This is a genomic window from Streptomyces huiliensis (genome assembly GCF_020037025.1).
In the GTDB taxonomy this organism is placed as follows: Bacteria; Actinomycetota; Actinomycetes; order Streptomycetales; family Streptomycetaceae; genus Streptomyces; species Streptomyces huiliensis.
The window spans coordinates 15,318-35,378 of the sequence record NZ_JAIQLH010000013.1; the positions used below are offsets into that span (position 1 = coordinate 15,318).

The following is a 20,061-nucleotide window of genomic DNA, read 5'->3' on the forward strand; positions in this document are numbered from 1 at the left end:
AGCGGAATGCCGTCGGTGAACGTAAAATCCTGTACTACGTCCCCCTACTCCATCTCTGTGCCACGCTCCATGCCACGCCACTGACGGACGGACGGACGCAGGTCACCGAACGGGGAGAAGCTCCATGCCGGGCGCGATTCACGCCGAGGGCCTGGTCAAGACCTTCGGCGAGGTAAAGGCTCTGGACGGCGTCGATCTCGACGTCCCGGAGGGAACGGTCCTGGGGCTGCTCGGTCCCAACGGCGCCGGGAAGACGACGGCCGTGCGCGTCCTGACGACCCTCATCAGGCCGGACCGCGGCACGGCCTCGGTGGCGGGCGTCGACGTGCTGCGGCGGCCCGACGAGGTCAGGCGCAGCATCGGCCTGTCCGGCCAGTTCGCCGCCGTCGACGAGTACCTGACCGGACGCGAGAACCTGCGCATGGTCGGCAGGCTCTACCAGTTGAGCGGACGCGAGGCGAAGCGCCGCGCCGGCGAACTCCTGGACCGCTTCCACCTCGCCGACGCCGCCGACCGCCCCGCCAAGACGTACTCCGGCGGAATGCGCCGCCGCCTCGACCTCGCGGCTGCCCTGGTCGTCCGGCCGCCCGTGATGTTCATGGACGAACCGACGACCGGCCTCGACCCCCGCAACCGGCAGCAGTTGTGGGAGGTGATCCAGGAACTGGTCGCCGGCGGAACGACGTTGCTGCTCACCACGCAGTACCTGGAGGAGGCCGACCACCTCGCGCACGACATCGCCGTCGTCGACCACGGCCGGGTGATCGCGCGCGGCACGTCCGACCAGCTCAAGGCGCGGACCGGCGGGGAGCGCGTCGAGGTCGTCGTGCACCGGCCCGAGCACATCCCCGTCGCCGACGCCGTGCTGCGGGGCTTCGGCGACGGCGGGTCCGCCGTCGAACCGCACACCCGGCGGATCACCGTCCCGGTCTCCGGCGGCGCGCGGCTGCTGGCCGAGATCATCCGCGAACTCGACGCCCGGGACGTCGGCATCGACGACATCGGGCTGCGCCGTCCCACCCTGGACGACGTGTTCATCTCGCTGACCGGCCACGCCGCCGAGACCGCGGACGAGCCGGAGCGGCAGCAGGAAGGGGCCCTGCCATGACCGCCGCCGACCACGCCGTATCCGCCGGGGGCCCGGCGCCCGGACGGGACCAGGGCCGGGGCGGGGGTGGGGGTGGGGGTGCGGGCCGGGGCCGCGTCGTCCGGTCCGTCCACGACTCCCTGGTCGTCGCCCAGCGGAACCTGATCCGGATGATCCGCATCCCCGAGGTGGTCGTCTTCGGGCTGGTCCAGCCGATCATGTTCGTGGTGCTGTTCAGCTACGTCTTCGGCGGCTCGATCGCCGTCGGCGGCAGCACGGAGCCGGCGCTCTACCGCGAGTTCCTCATGGCGGGCATCTTCGCCCAGACGGTCACCTTCGCCACCGCGGGGGCCGGGGCGGGCATCGCCGACGACATGCACAAGGGCCTCATCGACCGCTTCCGCTCCCTGCCCATGGCCCGCGGCGCGGTGCTCACCGGCCGGACGCTCGCCGACCTCGTGCAGACGGCGCTGACGCTGGTGATGCTGGCCATCGTCGCGGCCATCGTGGGCTGGCGGATCCATGGGGGGGTGCCGAAGGCGCTGGCGGGCTTCGCCCTGCTGCTCCTGCTCGGTTACGCCTTCTCCTGGATCGGCGCGCTGATCGGGCTGTCCGTGCGGACGCCGGAGGCAGCCACCTCGGGCGGGCTCGTCTGGCTGTTCCCGCTGACGTTCATCTCGAACGCGTTCGTGCCGGCCGGCAACATGCCGACCGTCCTGCGGGTGATCGCCGAGTGGAACCCCTTCAGTGCCACGGTCCAAGCGGCCCGGCAGCTCTTCGGCAACCTGCCGCCCGGCTATCCCGTGCCGGACGCCTGGCCGATGCGGCACCCGGTGTGGGCGTCGCTGATCTGGTCGGCCCTGATCATCCTGGTGTTCCGGTGGCTGGCGGTACGGAAGTACCGGTCGGCGACGGGGTGACGTAACGGCGTAACGGGCGGGGTGACGTACCGGACGGGGTGACGTGCCGGGCGGGGTGACGTGCCGGTGGAAAGCTCCGGCCCCGGACCGTGGTGCGTGGTCCGGGGCCGGGGAGGGTGACGCGAGGAGCGCGGGGCTCAGCCCTGGTACGGCTTGGCGTCCAGGATGCGGACCTTCGCCTTGCGGCCGTTCGGCAGCTCGTACTCGGCGTCCTCGCCGATCTTCTTGCCGTTGACGCCGGTGCCCAGCGGGGACTGGGGCGAGTACGTCTCGATGTCCGAGCTCGCGTACTCGCGGGAGGCGAGCAGGAAGGCCAGGGTGTCGTCCGGGTCGCCGTCGAAGGCGATGGTGACGACCATGCCGGGGGCGACCACGCCGGTGGCGGCCGGGGCCTCGCCGACCTTCGCGTGCTCGAGCAGCTGCGTCAGCTGGCGCACACGGAGCTCCTGCTTGCCCTGCTCCTCCTTGGCCGCGTGGTACCCGCCGTTCTCTCGCAGGTCACCTTCCTCGCGCGCCGCGGCGATCTTGGCCGCGATCTCGGTGCGAGCGGGACCAGACAGGTACTCCAGCTCGGCCCTGAGCTGGTCGTACGCCTCCTGAGTCAGCCAGGTGACGTTGTCGCTGGTCTGGGTCACAGGTGCTCCTCGTCGGTGCTGGGAAAATCTTCGGGGTCACGGATACAAATGAACGCCCTACTCAGAAGGGTGCACCTCCGTAGGCGGGCGAAACCACGAGCCTAACAATTACGTCCGGAATGGGGGAAGAAGTCGTGGGACGAAATCCGGCAAGGCGCGCGTCGGCGCTGGTCAGCGTGGTTCTCCACGGACTCCCCGGCTGCCGCGCCGATCGCGCCGACCGCTCGGAGGTCCACCGCCCGCCGCGGTCTCAGCCCCGGTCGGTGGTCCGGCAGCCTTCCAGCTCCGTGATGCGCGCGGGAGCGGTGGTGCGGAGGGTGACGAGCTCGGTGAAGTGCGTCTCGCGGCGGTCCAGGGCGACGTCCTTGCGGGCGACCTCGGCCCCGTCCTCGCCCAGCGAGCGGAGGGTGCACACGCCGTTGTCGTTCTTCTCCTTGCGGACCTCGATGACCGCCTGGACCGACGTCGGGGAGATCTTCTTCGAGCGGATGAGCTGGCCGCTGACGTCGGATTTGGTGACATAGTGCACACCGGCCCACGCGACGAACCCGAGCAGCACCGCGAACAGCGCCCCTCCGACGATCTTGAGCTTGCGGTTCGCGCGCTCGTCCGCCGAGCGGCCGTAACGCCCCTCGGGAAGGGCCTCGCGCTGCGCAGCCATGATCATCGCCTCCCGGACGCCGATTTGTGAACGCGGAATGAAACGGCTCCCGCTTCGGTCACTATAGGAGGCGTCTGCCGAGACGAGTGACTGAGGATCGAGCCTTGACTGAGCAGCTGCGAATGATGGCCGTTCACGCCCACCCCGACGATGAGTCGAGCAAGGGCGCGGCCACGATGGCCAAGTACGTGTCCGAGGGGGTGGACGTGCTGGTCGCCACCTGCACGGGTGGGGAGCGCGGTTCCATCCTCAACCCCAAGCTCCAGGGGGACCCCTACATCGAGGAGCACATCCACGAGGTCCGGGCCAAGGAGATGGACGAGGCCCGGGACATCCTGGGCGTCAAGCAGGAATGGCTGGGCTACGTGGACTCCGGGCTCCCGGAGGGCGACCCGCTGCCCCCGCTGCCCGAGGGCTGCTTCGCCCTCCAGGACGTCGACGAGGCGGCCGGGACGCTGGTGAAGCTGATCCGCGAGTTCAAGCCGCACGTGATCACCACGTACGACGAGAACGGCGGTTACCCGCACCCCGACCACATCATGACGCACAAGATCTCCATGGTGGCCTTCGAGGCGGCCGGCGACCCGTCCCGCTACCCCGAGGCCGGCGAGCCGTGGCAGCCGCTCAAGCTCTACTACAACCAGGGCTTCAACCGGCCCCGCACCCAGGCGCTGCACGACGCGCTGCTGGAGCGCGGCATGGAGTCGCCCTACGGCGAGTGGCTGGAGCGCTGGCACACGATGGGCCGGGAGCGCACCCTCACCACCTACGTGCCCTGCGGCGACTTCTTCGAGATCCGCGACAAGGCGCTGATCGCCCACGCCACGCAGATCGACCCGGACGGCGGCTGGTTCAAGGTGCCGCTGGACCTCCAGCGGGAGGTCTGGCCGACCGAGGAGTACGAACTCGCCAAGTCTCTCGTCGGCACGTCCCTCCCCGAGGACGACCTCTTCGCGGGCATCCGCAACAATTGAGCCCATGATGAGCGCGACTGCCTCCCTCGCCGTCACCCACCTGGTGCCGCTCGCCGCCGCCGGGGACGACCTCGACAAGAGCAAGGTCACCCCCGGTGTCCTGGGCTTCATCGTCTTCGCCGTCATCGGCGCGGCCGTGTGGCTGCTGATGAAGAGCATGACGAAGCACATGAAGCGGGTCGACTTCGAGGAGGCGCCGGAGGGCGCCGCCCCGGCGTCCACCACAGCCACAATGACGGCCACAGCGACGGCCACGGCCACCGCCGCCGTCTCCGACGGCGGGGCGACGGGCGGCAAGACCCCCGCCTGACCCAGGGCGGCCCCGAACCGCCACGCCCCCCGACCGCCGGCTGCCCCAGCGCCCGGCGGCGCTCGGCCGATCGCCCGGCCGTCCTGCCACCGGGCTGTTCTCAGCGGTTCGGTACGGCCCGGACCGGTCCGATGCGACGACCGCGCACGGGCCGCGCAGCGGCGGGTGCGGGCCGGAACGGCCACACCCGGTCGCAGCGGGTTCCGGCATGCCCTGGCCCGGTCGCCCTCCGTCCTAAAACCTGGCCCGGCCGGTCCGGCCCCCGCTGCCGCGTGCCGGCCGCACCATGCCGGTACGGCGACGCCATGACGCGGCGCCCCTGACTCAGCGGGTGGCCCAGCGGGAGCGACCCGCCTCTTCTCTCCGACGGCGCCGCCCGGACCAGTGCCCCAGCCACGGCCCCAGCCCCAGGTGTAGCCACAGCCGTCGCCGTTGCTGTCGCCGCCGCATGCCGCATGCCGCATGCCGCATACCGCTGAGAGCGCTAGCGCGAAAGCACGGCCATCACCTCCCGTGCCCGCCGTCCCGGCACCATGCCCAGGCGCCACGCCTGCCACCCGGTCTCCGGCTCCACCCCGCGCTCCAGCACCAGCGCGTACGCCTCCGCGTACTGCTCCAGCGCCGGGTCCACCGCCCAGTCCGCACCCCGCAGCTCCCGCCGCAGGCGGGCCAGGTCCTCCCCGGCCACGGCCGCGCCGACCACCGAGCCGCCCGGTGACACGAACGGCAGCAGCGTGCAGCGCAGGAAGCGGGCCCAGCTCTCGCCGCGCCGGTCGCCGAAACTCGTGAACAGCCGCTCCGCCTCCTCCGTCAGCTCCAGCGCCTGCTCCAGCCGGCCGTTGCCGGCGTCTATCACCGCCAGTTCCAGGCACGACCAGGCCTCGCCGTGCGCGACCCCCACCCGCTGGAAGTCCAGCCGGGCGTCCTGCAGGAGCTGCCGGGCGAAGCCGCTGTTCCGCAGGCTCCCGGTCTGGGCCGCCCGCTGGTCGCGGGTGACCCGTGCCGAGTGGTGGCGGGCACAGGCCAGGCCGTAGACGTCCCGCATCCGGTTGAACATCGTCCGGGCACGCTCCAGCTCCCGGAGCGCGGCCGGCAGATCGCCGAGCTCCTCCAGGGCCTGCCCCAGGTAGAACAGGGTCCACGCCTCGCCGCGCGCGTCCTCGTGCTCCCGGTGCCGGGCGACGGCCTGCCGGAGCCCCTCCACGGCCGCCGCCGCGTCGCCGGCTATCAGCCGGCTCCGGGCCAGCTGGGTCAGGGCCCAGGCCGCGCCCCGGCCGTCCTGTGTCCGCCCGTACAGCTCCAGCGCCTGGCGCAGTTCACCCTCCGCCGGCTCCGGGCGGCCCATGCGCAGCCGCACCTGGCCGAGCTGGAAGTGGGCCCACGCCTGGCCGTGCAGGCTCTCGCTCTCCTGGTGCAGCTCAAGCGCGACGGCCAGCAGGTTCAGGGCCTCCGCCAGCCGGCCGCGGTCGCGCTCCACCGCGGCCAGGGCGTGCATGGTCCACGCCCGGTCGCCGCTCAGCTCCGGGGCCGCCTGCAGCTCCAGCGCCTCCCGCAGCTTCGCCGCGGCCTCCTTGAGGTTCCCCTGGTGCTGGAGGGTGATGCCCAGGTCGCGCAGCGCCCGGGCGGCACCCGCGTGGTGCTGGGCGTCGAGGTACAGGTCCACCACCGACGTCAGCGTCGTCCGGGAGGCGTCCAGCTCGCCGAGCTGCCGGGCCGCGACACCCGTGCGCCACTGCACGGAGCGGGTCAGCAGCTCCCGGTCCGTGGCCTGCGTCAGCTCGCTCAACTCGCCGAGCCGGTAAAGGTCCCCGCGGAGCAGGCAGTAGTCGCACAGCGCGCCCAGCAGGTGCAGCACCGCCGACTGGTCGACACCCTCCGCGTGCCGGAGTGCGGCCGTGATGAAGCTCGACTCGTCGTCCAGCCAGCGCAGGGCCGCGTCCAGCGACGGGAAACCGTGGCCTCCGGCCGCGCCCTCGGCGAACATGTCGGCGCGCGTCGACGTCTTGCCGTCCACCATGCGGATGACCGTGTCGGCGAGCTCCGCGTAGCTACGGATCAACCGCTCCTGGGCCGCTCCCCGCTGCCCCGGATCCTCCTCCTCGTGCAGCCGCGCGTGCGCGAAGTCGCGCACCAGGTCGTGCATCCGGTAGCGGCCGGGGCGCACCGGCTCGATCAGCCCGGCCCGCGCCAGCTCCGCCAGCCGCTGTGCCGCCTCCTGCCCGTCGGCCGCGAGCAGGGCCGCCGCGGCGGCCCCGCCCAGCGACGCCCGGCCGGCCAGCGCGAGCCGCCGCAGCAGCCGCCGCGCGTCCTCGCTCTGGTCCATGTAGCGCAGCCACAACGCCCGTTCCACCGGCCCGGCCCGGCCCGCCGCGTCCAGCTCCACGGCCAGCGCGCGCGGCGACCGCACACCGAGCGAGGACCCGGCCACCCGCAGAGCCAGCGGCAGCCCACCGCACAACTCCCGCACCCGAGCGAGAGATTGCGCGTCGTACAGCTCGTCCGCCGAGGTCGGGGCTTCCTCCGGCTCCTCGTCCGGCGCGGCCACCGAGCGCAGCAGCTCCTCCGCGCCCGCCTCGTCCAGCGGCCCGACTTCCAGCCGGTGCACCCACGCCTCCAGGTCCGGGGGCAGCTCCAGCGGCTCCCGGGTGGTGACCAGCACCAGGCTCTCCGACCGGTCGGGCACCAGGGCACGCACCTGATCCGCGTCGGACGCGTCGTCCAGCACGATCGTCACCGGCAGACCGGTCAGATGCTTGTGGTACGCCTCCGACAACCGTCTGAGGTGCTGCTCGCGCGAGGGGTGCTCCCGGAAGAACAACTGGTCGCGTGGGGCGCCGAGTCGGTTGAGCAGGTGCAGCAGCGCGTCGCGGGTCGACAGCGGCGGCTCCTCCTGGCTCTCGCCCCGCAGATCCACCACGCAGGCGCCCCGGAACTGATCCCGCAGCTGGTGTGCCGCGCGCAGGGCCAGCGCGGTCCGGCCCGAGCCCGGCAGGCCGTGCAGCACCACGACCGTCGGCCTGGTCTCGGTGTGGGCCCGGGCCTGGTGCACCCATTGGGCGATCCGGTCCACCTGCGGCTTCCGGCCTGCGAACGGGCCGTCCCGCTGCGGGAGATCGTCGAAGGACCGGGCCAGGAGGCCGCGCAGCCGGGCCGCCGCACTACGGTCGCCGCCACGCAACTGCGGCACCCGCGACGAGCCGCCCGTACTCGACTTGCCCGACGCCGGGCCCGTGCCGTTGTGCGCTCCCTGAAGCATCCGCTGCCGGTCGAGGAAGGGCCGTATGCCCCGCACCTCCACCGCCGTCCGCCACTGGAGTCTCAACTGCTCGGCGCCGCCCGGCTGTCCGCGCAGCGCGGCCCGCCGGTGGCGGGCGGGCCAGTGGCCGGCCGTCAGCTTCGCGAGCGTCGCCACGGATCCCGCGAGGGCGACCGCGACCGCCGTGCTGACGGCGGTACCCGCGGACGTCCCGTAGCCCAGATCGGCCCCGAAGGCCGTCGCCGCGGTGACGGCCGTCACCAGCATGGGCGTACCCAGCGCGGACCCCGACAGCCGGGCCGACAACGGGCCCACGGCCGCGGCCTCCTCGTCCAGGGCCCCCACGTACGCCGCATACTCCTCGGCCGCCACCCCCGCCAGCGCGTCCAGCTCCTCACGCGCCCGGCGCAGCAGCACGTCCCCGTCCACACGCCCACCCGAACGGCGCACCTCTTCCTCGACCGCCCGCTCCAGCAGGCTCTCGACTTCCGCGCGGTGACCCTGCCGCAGCGCGGGCAGCGAGCTCTGCATGTGCCGTCCCCCTTCGACCAGCGAATGCCCAAGGCGTCCCAGTCTTCCGCCTCGGCGAAGATTCCGGCAGACCTGTGGATAACCGCCTGTGGAAAACCTGGCGCCACCATCTCAGGGAAGCGCCGAAGCACGTCAGGGTTCCCTCAGGGAAAGGCGGGGGGAGAGCCGGGGTCCTGAATGAGACGTTCGGCACTCAGGCAAAAAAGTGGCCCGGACCAAAGTCCGGGCCGTGGATCGGACTACTGCCCTGGCCACAAGTGCAGAAGGATGCCCGCAAGCAACTTGCCGACGAAGGAGCCGGCAACCTGCCTGAAGAACCCACCACGGCAGTTCTGAGACTTGTTCATCACAACACCTCGGAGATCGGCGGACACACGGGTTGCCGGCCTGGGCCCGCAAGGCGGTGTCACTGGGCCGTGGGGACAAGTCCCCTGCGCGTATCCGCTGGATCTCCCCGATCCGACCACGACTGTACGCCAACTGCCCATCGCGCACAGCCGAATGTCTGATGTCACTGGTACAACACTCGCATGGTGATCAGCACCCCGGCCGGTCCCGGCAGCAAAAGCGACGTCTGCCGCCACGGCGAACCCCGGCTCCTGGACACCCGTCTGTGGGGCAAGCAACAGGGCCTGAAGCTCCCGTACCCGGTGGTGTGCCACCTCGTGGACACCGCCGCGTACTTCGCGGAACTGTGGGAGTCGGCCGTCGGACCGCGCATGCGCGCCCGTATCGCCCTGGCGCTGCGGTTGTCGGAAGTCGACGCCGCCCGGGAGCTGGCCTTTTGGGCCGCATTGCACGACGTGGGGAAGATCTCGCCCTCGTACCAGCACTCCCTCTTCAACGACGTGCGCGCGCGGAAGAAGTACCCGGGGCGCTTCGAGCAATTACTCCACGATGGCCGTTACCGGCACGGCAGGGGCGGCACCGACAACGGTGCGGGCCCACACGGCCTTATCACCCACTGGACCCTGCCGGGGATTCTCGAACAGCTGGGCTATCCCCCGGGCGTCCCCCACGGGCCGGTCGGCGATGTGATCGGTCACGCCATCGGGCAGCTGCTCGGTGGGCACCACGGGGTCTTCCACCCGCGGATGGAGCGTCCGCAGCTGAAGCATCCGGCGACGTTCCTGCCGCAGGCCGGGAAGGGCGCCTGGCCGGAACAACGCCTTCGCCACGTGCGCATGGTGCGCGCACTGATCACGAACGACGGCCCTGTGCCGACCGGGATCCTCCCGGCCGAGCTCGCGGTCGTGGTGCTCGGCATGGTCATGGTGGCGGACTGGATGGCCAGCGAGAAGCAGTCGATCGAGGCGGTGAGATGTCCCGAGGACGAAGAGTGCTGCTGCCGCGTCGCCCTCGCACGGCACTGGAAGCGCGCCCGGGAGGTGGCCAGGGACGGAGTAGAGCGGCAAGCACTGGGGAAGTGTGGATTCGCCACCCCGGCGGCGGAGGAACTGCTCCGGGCCGCCGGACTCCCGGACGGCTCCGTGCACGGCCGGCTCGCGCGACGGCTGCTCACAGCGGCCGAGCCCGCGCATGCCGGCATGCTGCTGGTGAGTGCTCCGGCGGGAGCCGCCCGCCGACGGCTCGGGCTGGTCGCGGCCTCGAAGCTGGGCAGGGCGACCGGGGCGCGGGGGATCGCTCTGGCGCTTCCGGGAGAGCTCTACCTCGACGAGGGCTCGGACGATCTGGCGTCCTTGGCGGGCATGCTTATGGACGGCACCGGCCTGCTCGCCCGTCTTCACCCAATGTCCTTGGACGGCGATCCGGAGTCGGCCTTCGAGGACATCCCCGAGCTCAGCCTCGACCCGCCGCATGACCAGGCCACCGCGCAGGAGTGGCTCGCACAGCCGCGCCGCGGTCTGTTGGCACCCCTCGGGGTGGGCGTGCTCGACCAGTTCCTGCCGGCCATCCTCCCCGTGCCGGACAACGCGGTACGGCTCTTCGCGCTCAGCGAGAAGGTGCTCGTAGTGGACGACGTACGTCCGCAGGAACCATGGTCGCATCAGCTCCTGTGCCTGCTGGTGGAGTGGCTGGCGGCGCTCGGGACGTCCGTGGTTCTGCTGACCGACACCCTGGCCGGCGCGAGTGCCGACCGCCTGGTGAGGGCCTACCGGAGGGGAGCGCGAGCGGGTCGGGGGCTGCGGGGCCGGGAGGAGGGAACGCCCCCGTCGGAAGAACTGCCGCGGCCGGGTTGGCTGTACGTCGACGGGCAGGACGGCTCGGTCACCGCGTCCGCGGTCGACGCGCCCAGGAGCTCGGCCCTGCGCGCCTCCTTCCTGGCAGTTTCGCCGCGGCCCGGCGGCACGGGCCCGTATGCGGACACCGTCATGGGCCGGGTCGAGGACAGCGGCTCGACCCTCGTGTGCTGCGGCAGCGTGGAGGAGGCCCAGGAGACGTTCACCGTGCTCGCGCGTCACCGCCGCCGGCACGCGATCCCCGGTGAAGTCCGGCTGCTGCACGAGCGCTTCCCGCGGTATCGGGTCCGCGAACTGGTGGCCGAGTGCACAGCGGCCCACAAGCACCCGACGCAGGACGGTTCGGTGCTCGTGACCACTCCACCCTTCGCCGAGCATCTCCCGTTCCGCGTCGAGCAGGTCGTCACCCCCGCGGTCCCGTTGCCCTCCCTCTTGGCCCGCGCTTCCCGTGGTCGGAACCTGACACTCCTGGAGTACGGGGAACGGGAGGGTTCGCCGATGGACCAGGCGCTGACACAGCGCACGGTCGAGGTGCTCCGAGCCCACGGTCCGCGGCTTCGGCTCCCCGACGACGCCGCGCAGTTGATCCGCCGGGTGTACGACTCCGACGGCTACCTGGCCGCTCTCGACGACGTCACGGCTGCGCGGCAGCGGCGCCTGGCCGCCGTCGCCGATGGACACGAGGCCAGGCTGCTGCATGACGCCAGGATCACCGGCATCCCGAGCCCGGTGAACGTCCACGACGACCTGTACGAGCTGACCCGGGCCGAGCGCGGCCTCACGGAGAAGCGCCTCGCGGCCACGATGGACTTCGAGCAGGCGTACGTGCTGTTCGTCCACCTCCGAGGCAAGACCGCCTTCCTGGATCCCGAGGGGAAGGAAAAGGTGCCGTTCGTCGGGTCCAAAGGAGGGCGCGGTCCGGCCGTGGCCGCTCTGGCCCGGCATACGATCGCGGTTCCGCCACAATGGGCGCCGGAAGGTGGGATCTCGACGCAGATCGGCCGTGGGCGATTCGACAACATCAAGTACAGGAACTGGGTGCAGCGGACGTGGCTGAACCGGGTGTATCCGGTGGTCCTCAGCAGAACCGGTGATTCCTGGACCGGCCTTCTCGGGAGCGTGCGTCTCGGGCTCACCGACGTCGGTCTGGTGAGGCTCGGTTGATTTTTCGAAAGGGCCGCACTGCGCATCGTGATCGCTTACGATCGGCGACAGCCCACGCCACCTGAGGCACCTTCCGGTGTGCGGGCGATGGGCGCCGTTCTATCGTGATCGACCCGCCGTACAGCCCTGCGGGACGGAAGTGAACAGGCCACCGGGAGGGTCGTGGAACCGCCACGGGCGATGAATCTCTTCGACGAGCCGTGGATCCCCGTGCGTTGGCTCCATGGCCAAGCGGGCCCCGAGTCCGTGGGCCTCCGGGACATCCTGGGGCGGTGCCAGGACATCGAAGCCTTGGACATTCCGCTCGCCGCCGCCCAGTCGGCGCTCCTTCGGGTGCTGTACGCGCTCACCGCGCGGGTCACCGGGCTCGACGAGGATCCGGACGGCGACTGGGAGCGCCGGCGCGCCGGCATCCTGGAGGGCCGCGCGCTGCCGCGGGACGGCATCGAGGACTACGTCTCCCGGCAGTACGACCGGTTCTTCCTCTTCGACGACGTCACCGGCCGCCCGTGGCTGCAGGACCCGCGTCTGGCGGACGAGTGCACCGAGACCAGCGGCGTGAACAAGCTGATCCTGACCCGGCCTTCGGGTAACAACTACTCCTGGTTCGGACACTTCCGTGACAGCACCCCGTACGCGCCCTCAGCGGACACGGCAGTGCTGTACCTGCTCATGTGGCACTACTACGGCGCTCCCGGCAAGTGCACCGCCCGCGCGCTCCACGGGGAGCGGTTCTCCGAGGCCAGGCGCGGACCGTTGTCCGGCTCGCTCTCCTACCACCCGGAAGGGGACTCGTTACTGATCACCCTGCTCGCCGGTCTCGTGCGCCCTGGGGTGGAGGTGCGGCCCGAGGAAGACCTCTGCCCCTGGGAGCGCGACAAGCCGACAGACCCGGCGGGCGCTCCTCCGGTACCGGTCGGCCCCTGCGGCTGGTGGACGGACACCTCGCGGCACGCTCTCCTGCTCCAGCCCGACGCTCGCGGGGAGCGCGTCACGGATGCCCACATCACCTGGGCGTACCGTCTCCCCGGAGTCCTCGACGACCCGTACCTGATATGGGAACGCAGGCTTGTCAAGAAGCAGCAGGAGGAGGTACGCACCGCCCGGCAGGCCAAGGCGAACCGAGCCCTGTGGAGGGACCTGGACGGCCTGCTGCGGCACCGGCCTCCGGAGGCGCAGGGCGAGGAGACCACGGTGGAGCCGCCGAAGGTGTTCGCGACCGCGGCCGAGCTCACCGACCAACTGCGCGTCCGGGCGCTCGGCTTCGACCAGGACAAGTCCAAGAACATCCAGTTCGTCAGCGGTCTCACTCCCGCGACCGTGGGCCATCTGACCGATCGGCTTCCCGACACCCAGGTCGCGGTCGGACGACTGCGCAGGCTCGGCGAACGGTACGGGGAGAACCTCACCGAGGCGGTGCGCAAGGCCTGGGCGCTGTACACGAGGGGTGACCCCAAGCAAGCGGGCAAACTCGTCCCACGGGCCGAGGCCCTGTACTGGCCGGCTGCCGAGCGCGAGTTCTGGGCCCGCTTCGACCGTCTCGACCGCACCGGCGAGGACCCCGACGGCGGCTTGGACGTCCGCGCCACGCGCGACGCCTTTCTCCGGCTGGCCCGCGAGGCCTACGCGCGCACGACCGACCCGCTCACCCGCACCGTCCGCGGCAACCAGGCCGTGCTCGAAGCCCGTGGCTTGCTGTGGATGACGCGCCCTGGGCGCAAGAACAAGTAGCCGTCGTGCCGACCGAGACGTGCCGACGAAACGTGCCGACCGAAAGGTGCCCCATGGCAGAGGACCGCGATGCAGCCGCACGAGCGCGCCGCGCCGAACACCTGCGTTTCGTGCGGGAGATCCGGCAGCTGTGTGCCAACAGCCCAGGGGCGCACGCACGCCTGCGCCGTGGTCTGGGCAAGGACGTCAACCAGGCGGACGGAATGCACGAGTTCATCGCCCACTGGCTTCCCGAGAAACGGAACCGGGAGCGGGACCGTGCCTACTACGCGGTCGCCGCGCTCATTGCCGCCCAGCCCCGGCACGTGGTCCGCGGCCGGCCGGCGAACGACACGGAAGCGGAGCAGCCGATCGGCGCCTACGGTCCCAGCTTCGGCCGCACCCTCGCCGAGTCCGTCCTCAAATCCCCCGCGCAGGAGCGTGCGCGTCGGCGCGACAGCGCCCGCAAGCGCCTGGAACTCCTCGTCCGCCAGAGCCCTACTGGGCTGCACCGCTACCTGCCCTCGGCCACCCGTCTCCTGCGCCAGTGCGAGACCGAACCCGACTGGGCCCAGCTGCTGCAGGATTTGATCCGCTGGCCGTGGAACGCGGCCGACATCGGAAGCCGGTGGCAGCAGGACTACTTCCGCGCCCTCCACCTGGACGAGTGGAGGAAGCGGGACGAAGCCGACGCCGCCCAGGCCGTGCCCGAGCCTGGATCGTCCGCCGCCTGACCGCCACCCAGCACACCCTTCCAGAAGGAGCCTTTCGTGCCGACCGCGCACCTGCCCGCGAGCTTTGTGGACGTACACGTTCTGCAGAGCGTCCCCGTGTCCACGCTGAACCGCGACGATCTCAACGCCGTCAAGATGGTCGATTACGGCGGGGTGCGGCGTACCCGCGTCAGCAGCCAGTCGTGGAAGCGGGCATTGCGCCAGGAATTCGAGAAGGAGATCGGCCAGTTCGCCACCCGCACCCGGCGGATCGGGAAGGCCGTCGCCGACGTCCTCAGGGAGAAGCACGGCTGGGATCACCAGGAGGCACGTCTGGCCGGCGCCCATGTCGTGGCGGCCTCTGGCATCAAGTTCGGCATCGAAGGGAAGCCGGACCAGGAGGATTACGAGGCCATCACCAACGGGCTCGTGTACCTGTCCTCCGAATCGATCGAGGAACTCGCCGATCTCGCCGCCGGGCACCGCGACGAGATCAGGAAAAAGAAGATCGAAAAGACGAACGACAAGTCGCGGCTCCCCACGGCCGACGTCCAAGAGATCATCCGTCGAGGCAACGCGGTCATCCACACGTTCGGCCGCATGCTCGCCGAAGTCGACGGCGCGGACGTCGATGGCGCAGTCCAGGTCGCGCACGCGTTCACCACCCACCGCAGCGACGTCCAGGTCGACTACTTCACCGCCGTCGACGACCTGACCGCCGCATGGGGCGAGACCGGCAGCGGCCACCTCAGCGAGGCCGAGTTCTCCGCCGGCACCTTCTACCGCTTCGCCACCATCGACCTGCGCGAACTCGTCACCAACATGGGCAAGGTGCATTCCTCCGGAGGGCCCCGCGACGTCTCCGAGGACGCCCGCAACATCGCCCGGGCCTTCCTCTCCTCCTTCATCCGCTCCCTGCCACAGGCCAAGAAGAACTCCACGGCTCCGCACACCGCACCGGACCTCGTCCACATCAGCGTCCGCGGCGACCGCCCGCTGTCCTTTGCCGCCGCCTTCGAGACCCCCGTGCGCTCCGGGCAGGGCGGCGGGCACGGCACCGCGTCCCGCGCCCAACTCGTCGAGTATGCGCGCACCGCCACCACGCTCATGGGCAGCGACCGCATCCTCGCCGCTCACTGGGCCGGCACCGGCCAGGACGTCGAAGGACTGGGTACCCGCGTCGACACCTTCGACGCACTGGTCGCGGCCGGCGTCGAGGCCGCCTTCGCCCCACTGGAGGGCGGCGCGTGACCGCACCACAGCCGCCACGGGAGCCCGGGCTGCTGTTGCGTCTCGCCGCGCCGCTGCAATCCTGGGGAGAGCGCAGCCACTTCACCGACGAGCGCGACACCGCCGCCTTCCCCACCAAGTCCGGTGTCCTCGGCCTGCTCTCCTGCGCGCTCGGCCGGCACCGTGGGCAGGACATCGACGACCTGCGCCGACTGAGACTCACCGTGCGCGTCGACCGCCCCGGCTACGTGCTGCGGGACCTGCACACCGTCGGCGGCGGCCTGGACCCGAAGGACACCGTCCGAACGGCCAAGGGCGGCACCCGTGGCCTGAACAAGTCCACCGTCTACGGCCACCGTCTCTACCTTGCCGACGCCGCGTTCGTCTGTGCGCTCACCTGCCAGGAACAGGCGGTCCTCGACCGCTGCGCCGACGCGCTGACCGCTCCGCGCTGGCCCCTGTACCTGGGCCGCCGCGGCTGCCCACCCGAGGGCCCCGTCCTGCTCGACCACAGCCGCGACGCCCTCGCCGGCCTCCTCCGGCTCCCGCTGCCCGCACAGGCTCCGGCCCCCGCGGTGACGCTGCTCGCCGACCGCCCTCTCGGCTGGCTCCCGCGCCATCCCGAAGATCCTGACGACGGCACGCGCCCCAGCTCCGAGGTCCAGGACGAACCGGTCGACACTGCCTCGCACCGGCGCACCTTCCGCACCCGCCGGCTATACCGAGGCTGCTGGCATCCACCCGAGCACCTGTACACCGGCGCACTCGGCACCGGCTACCTGAAAGTTCTCGCCGCGCATCTGCGTGCCACCACCGTGAACTCGCCCGATGGCCCGGAGACCACCGTATGACCACCTGGCTCACCCGCCTGACCCTAGACGCTTCCCGGATCGACGTACGCGAGGAACTCCGCAACGCCGTCGCCATGCACCGGCGCGTGATGTCCCTCTTCCCCGACCTCTCCGAACTCGAAAGCGCACGCCAACACTTCGGTGTGCTGCACCGGGTCGAGCAGGAAGGGCGACGCGCCGTACTCATGGTCCAGAGCAGCGGGGAGGCCGCTCCCGAGCGGTTGCCGGACGGGTACGCGGTCGACTCGGCCTCCCGCGACATCCAGCCGCTCCTGGACGCCCTGGCCCACGGCCGCCGCCTGTCCTACCGCTGCGACGCCAACCCCGTCCGCCGCCCCAGCAGCACGACGCGGGAGGTGTACAGGAACCTTCCTTCCGTCGTCGCCCTCCACGGCCGCCACGCCGACGACTGGTGGTACCGCCGGGCGGGCCTCGCCGGCCTCAAGATCTACACCCATCTCTCCCACCCCTTGGACGCCGCTGTCGGCCGCCGTGGCAAGGGCCGTGACGCCCAGAAGGTGCGCCACCACCGGGTCCGCTTCGAAGGCACCGCTGAAATCGTCGACCCCGACGCGCTGCGAGCGGCGATGACCGGTGGCATCGGGCGGGGGCGGGCGTACGGCTGCGGGCTGCTGACGATCGCTCCCCTACGGGCGGGGGAGTAGGCACCAGCGGCTCCCCTTCCCCGGTGATCCGACCCCTGGGGCCTGTGGCGAAACGTCCCGCCCGCCCCGTGGCGCCCGGCACACACGATCGCGGCGCTGTCGTCCCCCGCCCCGGAACGACCGGTACCCGGACGCGCCTCCGCCTTGCGACCGCACGCACTTGGGCGGACTCGACCCGTCCTTCGCCACGGGCAGCGGGCCCAGCCCTGCGAGACGCGCTGGAGGATCGGGATCGTGCGACGATGTCGGTATGGATCGCCTGGCCGATGCCCAGTCGCCGGATTTGCTCCAGCACGCCCGGAACCCTGTCGACCGGTGGCCGTGGGCGCCGGAGGCATTCGAGGAGGCAGAGCGGCGCGGCGCCCCTGTGCTCCTGTCGGTCGGTTACTCCTCGTGCCACTGGTGCCAGTGAACCCGTCAATCGAGTGCTCGAGACACTCACCTCGATCAAGAGCACAGGGCTGTCGTATTTAGAAGGCGGTGGCCGACTGGCGGTGGGTACGACTGCTCGTGCTGGAGGTCCATCGCTACTTCGGGTGGTTCAGAGTGCCTTCACCCCGAGGTCGGCGAAGAGCTTTCTGGTGGCAGGGTCGACAGAGTAGAGCACCGTACCGCGAATGGAACGGGTCATCAGCACACCATAGGCATTCCGCAACGACCGTGTGAGCTCAAAGTCTTCAGCGATGCGTGAGGCTTTGCTCTTCACGTGCTCGCGGTGGGCAACCCAGGCCCCGTCTTCCCAAGTGAGGTCAGGGCCCATGATCACGCCACCCCATTCGTACTCGAGCCCTTGGGCGGTGTGCACGCACCCGATCTGCCCGAAGCCTCCGGGATCGGTCGCCCAGAACTTCCGTCTGGGCACTCCCTGAGTGCTGTGCTGGTCACCGGCATTCCAAGGACGTGCCCAGTCGGGGTCGGGATTGACGTCAGGGTAGGTGCCAGTGTCGTCGGTCCAGTCCCAGCACATGCCGGCGCTTATCCGGGCGCTCGCACCCGCTGGGTCCCTGCTTAGGAGGTAAGACTCCATCTCAGCGGCGCTCTCGGCATAGTAGAGCTCGAAAGGTTCGGGTTCGGCGGCGTCATCGGGGCGCCACATGATTGGGTCCCCGGCCATGAGGCGGCGGACCCAGGTGTCGTACGTCGAACTGCCGACGTTGCGCAGCACCCGGTCCAAGACGATCGGCACAATCTCCACGCCGAGGCTCTGGATCTCGGACTTGAGCCGCTCCGGCGACCATACCTCCTCTGAGAAAAGGCGTTGATCGCCGTCGATGAAGAAGACCGGCACGCGAGCGCGGGTGACGACAGTCGCCACCGTGCTCGGTCCTGTGGGCCGCATGCTGAAGGAGCCGGTCATGGGCCGCTCACTGAGGCGGTGGGCCTCGTCGCAGACGACCAAGTCCAGTTCGTCAGGCCCGAGCTTGTCGGCGACCCGCTTCAGCGTCATGAATGCCTTCTGGTGCCCCTTGGCTGCTCGCTTGAAGGTGTCACGCGAGGCGATGCCGCCAGATACGAAGCCGGCCGAGTAACCCGCTTGCAGCGCCTCTCCCAGAGCCGTTAGCGCGACGAGCGACTTGCCACTGCCTGCGCGTCCCTCGATGACGAAGACCTTCTTCACTCCCGAAGTCCCAACGGCCGCAGTGGCGTCGGCGATCTCCCGAACAGCCCGCAGTTGCCGCTCGATGAGGCTGAACCGGGTGTGCCCGTTGACGATCGCCCCGACGTCCTCGGCGAGAAGGGAGCTCGTGCGCCGACGCTCGAGCAGCTCCTGTGCGGCCTCCGCGCCGGAAGCCGTGCTGAAGTTCGCCACCAGGAACTTCTCCAAGGCCAATGGCTGCCGTGCTGTGAAAGTAGGGATCCCGGGGCGAGGGGACACCTGGCTGATCCATTGGTAGTCAGGGTGCATGAGGTTGTGCAGATAGGCCGCGCCAACCAGATTGACATATCGGTCGTCGAACATGCTGTGGTGCCTGCGCAGATCGTCCATGTTGGCGCTGACCTGGACGGCTGGGTGCTTGACATGCTTCTCGTAGGCTGAGAACGGCGCGTAGACCAGATCCCGGGCGCATGCCTGGCAGAGCATGTTGTCTCCTCGCGCCTTGCAGGACGCGCAGAGCCCAGCCGACTTCGACGCCGTCGGACGCTCGATGCTGCTCCATTGCTTGAGTTCGATGACCGCGTAACTGAGCCGTCCCGACGGGTGCTGTCCTGCGAGGACTACGTCGATGTGGTTCATCGCCCCGTCGGCAAGGTACTCAATGAACATGCGCACCTGGCTGAGGCCGAGGTTGTCAAGTATGGTCGCCAGTTCGTAGACGCTTTCACGCCAAGCTTTGACCTCCGAGGGCTTTGGCTTCTTGTCTTTTGGGTGCGTTGCGGTGTAACACTCACTGATCTTCCGGACCAGTTGGTGACGGTCCCGTACCAGGCGCTGTACGGGCCAGAATGCCTCCATTGGCTTCCAGCCGCCCCCGACCGCCATAGTGTCTGTCTCCTAAGTAGCGAGCCAACGCTCTTGCGAGCCAAGTCACTGGAACCTAGCAGAACCGATTCTGCACCCAGCTTGCGCGCCATTGACCGGCGGTCGCTGTTGGACCGGTGCCGGTAGATGTCAACCTCGGCTGTCCGGGAGCAGCACCGGCGGGCACTGGACTTCACGGTGCTGGATGACGCGGCGGCCACCCAGGACACCGTCACCCAGCTCATCACCGCCCTCCGTGCGGTGATCCGCGAGGTCGCCGGCGCCGCCGATGGCGAAAACCTGCTGCATGGGTAACGACTATGGTGATTCGGGCAAACCCCGCGTTGCCTGGAACGACGAACAGGCCAGGGCCGACCTCTTCGATGCCCTGGCCACCGACTCGCTCAGACTGTTGGGCCACCTCCCTGACCAGGACCTGGACGAGAAGGCCGCGAACGCGGTCGGCATCCTGGCCCTGGTCACCGGACAGGACTTCGAACCGGCCGATGACTCCGACGGCCGTGACGGACGCAGGCGCATCACCCGGGGCACCGCCCGCGACCGGTTGATCTCCACCACCGATCCTGACTCCCGGCACGATCCGCCGCCGCCGGCGGTCCTGGGCGCATAAAGCTCCGGAGTGGACGGCAAGAAACGGATCTCTGGGCGGGAACCGCTCGTTGCCGGGCCTG

At 70.4% G+C, this 20,061-nt stretch carries 14 protein-coding genes and 2 pseudogenes; 12 read left to right on the forward strand and 4 right to left on the reverse strand.

Features of this window, described 5'->3' with window-relative positions:
- Nucleotides 1–124 precede the first annotated feature (124 nt).
- Entirely contained in the window at nt 125–1,108 is a 984-nt protein-coding gene (locus JNW98_RS03455) for an ATP-binding cassette domain-containing protein (RefSeq protein WP_223766559.1), read from the forward strand.
- The gene (locus JNW98_RS03460; RefSeq protein WP_223766560.1) at nt 1,105–2,007 is read left to right on the forward strand and encodes an ABC transporter permease; all 903 of its coding nucleotides are present in this window, start codon (nt 1,105–1,107) and stop codon (nt 2,005–2,007) included. Before JNW98_RS03455 ends, JNW98_RS03460 begins: the two co-directional genes overlap by 4 nt.
- 137 nt (nt 2,008–2,144) lie before the next feature.
- Here the strand turns inward: JNW98_RS03460 and greA are convergent, their stop codons facing one another.
- Together greA and JNW98_RS03470 are read right to left on the reverse strand one after the other, a co-directional pair.
- The gene (gene greA / locus JNW98_RS03465) at nt 2,145–2,642 is read right to left on the reverse strand and encodes a transcription elongation factor GreA (RefSeq protein WP_223766561.1); all 498 of its coding nucleotides are present in this window, start codon (nt 2,640–2,642) and stop codon (nt 2,145–2,147) included.
- A 250-nt stretch (nt 2,643–2,892) separates the two neighbouring features.
- Nucleotides 2,893–3,303, reverse strand: a complete 411-nt coding sequence (locus JNW98_RS03470) for a DUF4307 domain-containing protein (protein WP_223766562.1) — start codon at nt 3,301–3,303, stop codon at nt 2,893–2,895.
- A 104-nt stretch (nt 3,304–3,407) separates the two neighbouring features.
- On the opposite strand from JNW98_RS03470, the gene mca reads away from it, so the two are divergent.
- Complete coding sequence (gene mca, locus JNW98_RS03475) at nt 3,408–4,277, forward strand: mycothiol conjugate amidase Mca (RefSeq protein WP_223766563.1); 870 nt, start codon at nt 3,408–3,410, stop codon at nt 4,275–4,277.
- Between the two features lie 7 nt (nt 4,278–4,284).
- A complete protein-coding gene (locus tag JNW98_RS03480) occupies nt 4,285–4,587 on the forward strand; it encodes an RAMP4 family protein (RefSeq protein WP_223766631.1) in 303 nt (100 codons plus the stop codon).
- A 484-nt stretch (nt 4,588–5,071) separates the two neighbouring features.
- Here the strand turns inward: JNW98_RS03480 and JNW98_RS03485 are convergent, their stop codons facing one another.
- Complete coding sequence (locus JNW98_RS03485) at nt 5,072–8,374, reverse strand: tetratricopeptide repeat protein (protein WP_223766564.1); 3,303 nt, start codon at nt 8,372–8,374, stop codon at nt 5,072–5,074.
- A gap of 530 nt (nt 8,375–8,904) precedes the next feature.
- Here JNW98_RS03485 and JNW98_RS03490 point away from each other — a divergent pair.
- From JNW98_RS03490 to JNW98_RS03520, 7 genes and pseudogenes are all read left to right on the forward strand, one after another.
- Nucleotides 8,905–11,739 (forward strand): CRISPR-associated endonuclease Cas3'', encoded by a 2,835-nt coding sequence (locus JNW98_RS03490; RefSeq protein ID WP_223766565.1) that lies wholly within the window; start codon nt 8,905–8,907, stop codon nt 11,737–11,739.
- A 180-nt stretch (nt 11,740–11,919) separates the two neighbouring features.
- Nucleotides 11,920–13,470: a type I-E CRISPR-associated protein Cse1/CasA gene (gene casA / locus JNW98_RS03495; RefSeq protein ID WP_223766566.1), complete on the forward strand. Its 1,551-nt coding sequence runs from the start codon at nt 11,920–11,922 to the stop codon at nt 13,468–13,470.
- 53 nt (nt 13,471–13,523) lie between these two features.
- Nucleotides 13,524–14,183 (forward strand): type I-E CRISPR-associated protein Cse2/CasB, encoded by a 660-nt coding sequence (gene casB, locus JNW98_RS03500; protein WP_223766567.1) that lies wholly within the window; start codon nt 13,524–13,526, stop codon nt 14,181–14,183.
- Between the two features lie 36 nt (nt 14,184–14,219).
- Nucleotides 14,220–15,413 carry a type I-E CRISPR-associated protein Cas7/Cse4/CasC gene (gene cas7e, locus JNW98_RS03505; protein WP_223766568.1) on the forward strand — a complete coding sequence of 398 codons (1,194 nt, stop codon included), beginning with the start codon at nt 14,220–14,222 and terminating at the stop codon, nt 15,411–15,413.
- Entirely contained in the window at nt 15,410–16,243 is an 834-nt protein-coding gene (gene cas5e / locus JNW98_RS03510) for a type I-E CRISPR-associated protein Cas5/CasD (protein ID WP_223766569.1), read from the forward strand. The genes cas7e and cas5e overlap by 4 nt, the downstream gene beginning before the upstream one ends.
- Nucleotides 16,240–16,908 carry a type I-E CRISPR-associated protein Cas6/Cse3/CasE gene (cas6e, locus tag JNW98_RS03515; protein WP_223766570.1) on the forward strand — a complete coding sequence of 223 codons (669 nt, stop codon included), beginning with the start codon at nt 16,240–16,242 and terminating at the stop codon, nt 16,906–16,908. The genes cas5e and cas6e overlap by 4 nt, the downstream gene beginning before the upstream one ends.
- Nucleotides 16,909–17,158: 250 nt before the next feature.
- Nucleotides 17,159–17,314 (forward strand): annotated as a pseudogene (locus JNW98_RS03520) (DUF255 domain-containing protein); the annotation flags it as partial.
- A gap of 135 nt (nt 17,315–17,449) precedes the next feature.
- On the opposite strand, the gene JNW98_RS03525 reads toward JNW98_RS03520, so the two are convergent.
- Nucleotides 17,450–19,390 (reverse strand): DNA/RNA helicase domain-containing protein, encoded by a 1,941-nt coding sequence (locus tag JNW98_RS03525; RefSeq protein ID WP_223766572.1) that lies wholly within the window; start codon nt 19,388–19,390, stop codon nt 17,450–17,452.
- A gap of 153 nt (nt 19,391–19,543) precedes the next feature.
- On the opposite strand from JNW98_RS03525, the pseudogene JNW98_RS03530 reads away from it, so the two are divergent.
- A pseudogene (locus tag JNW98_RS03530) lies at nt 19,544–19,967 on the forward strand (IS5/IS1182 family transposase); the annotation flags it as partial.
- Between the last annotated feature and the right edge of the window lie 94 nt (nt 19,968–20,061).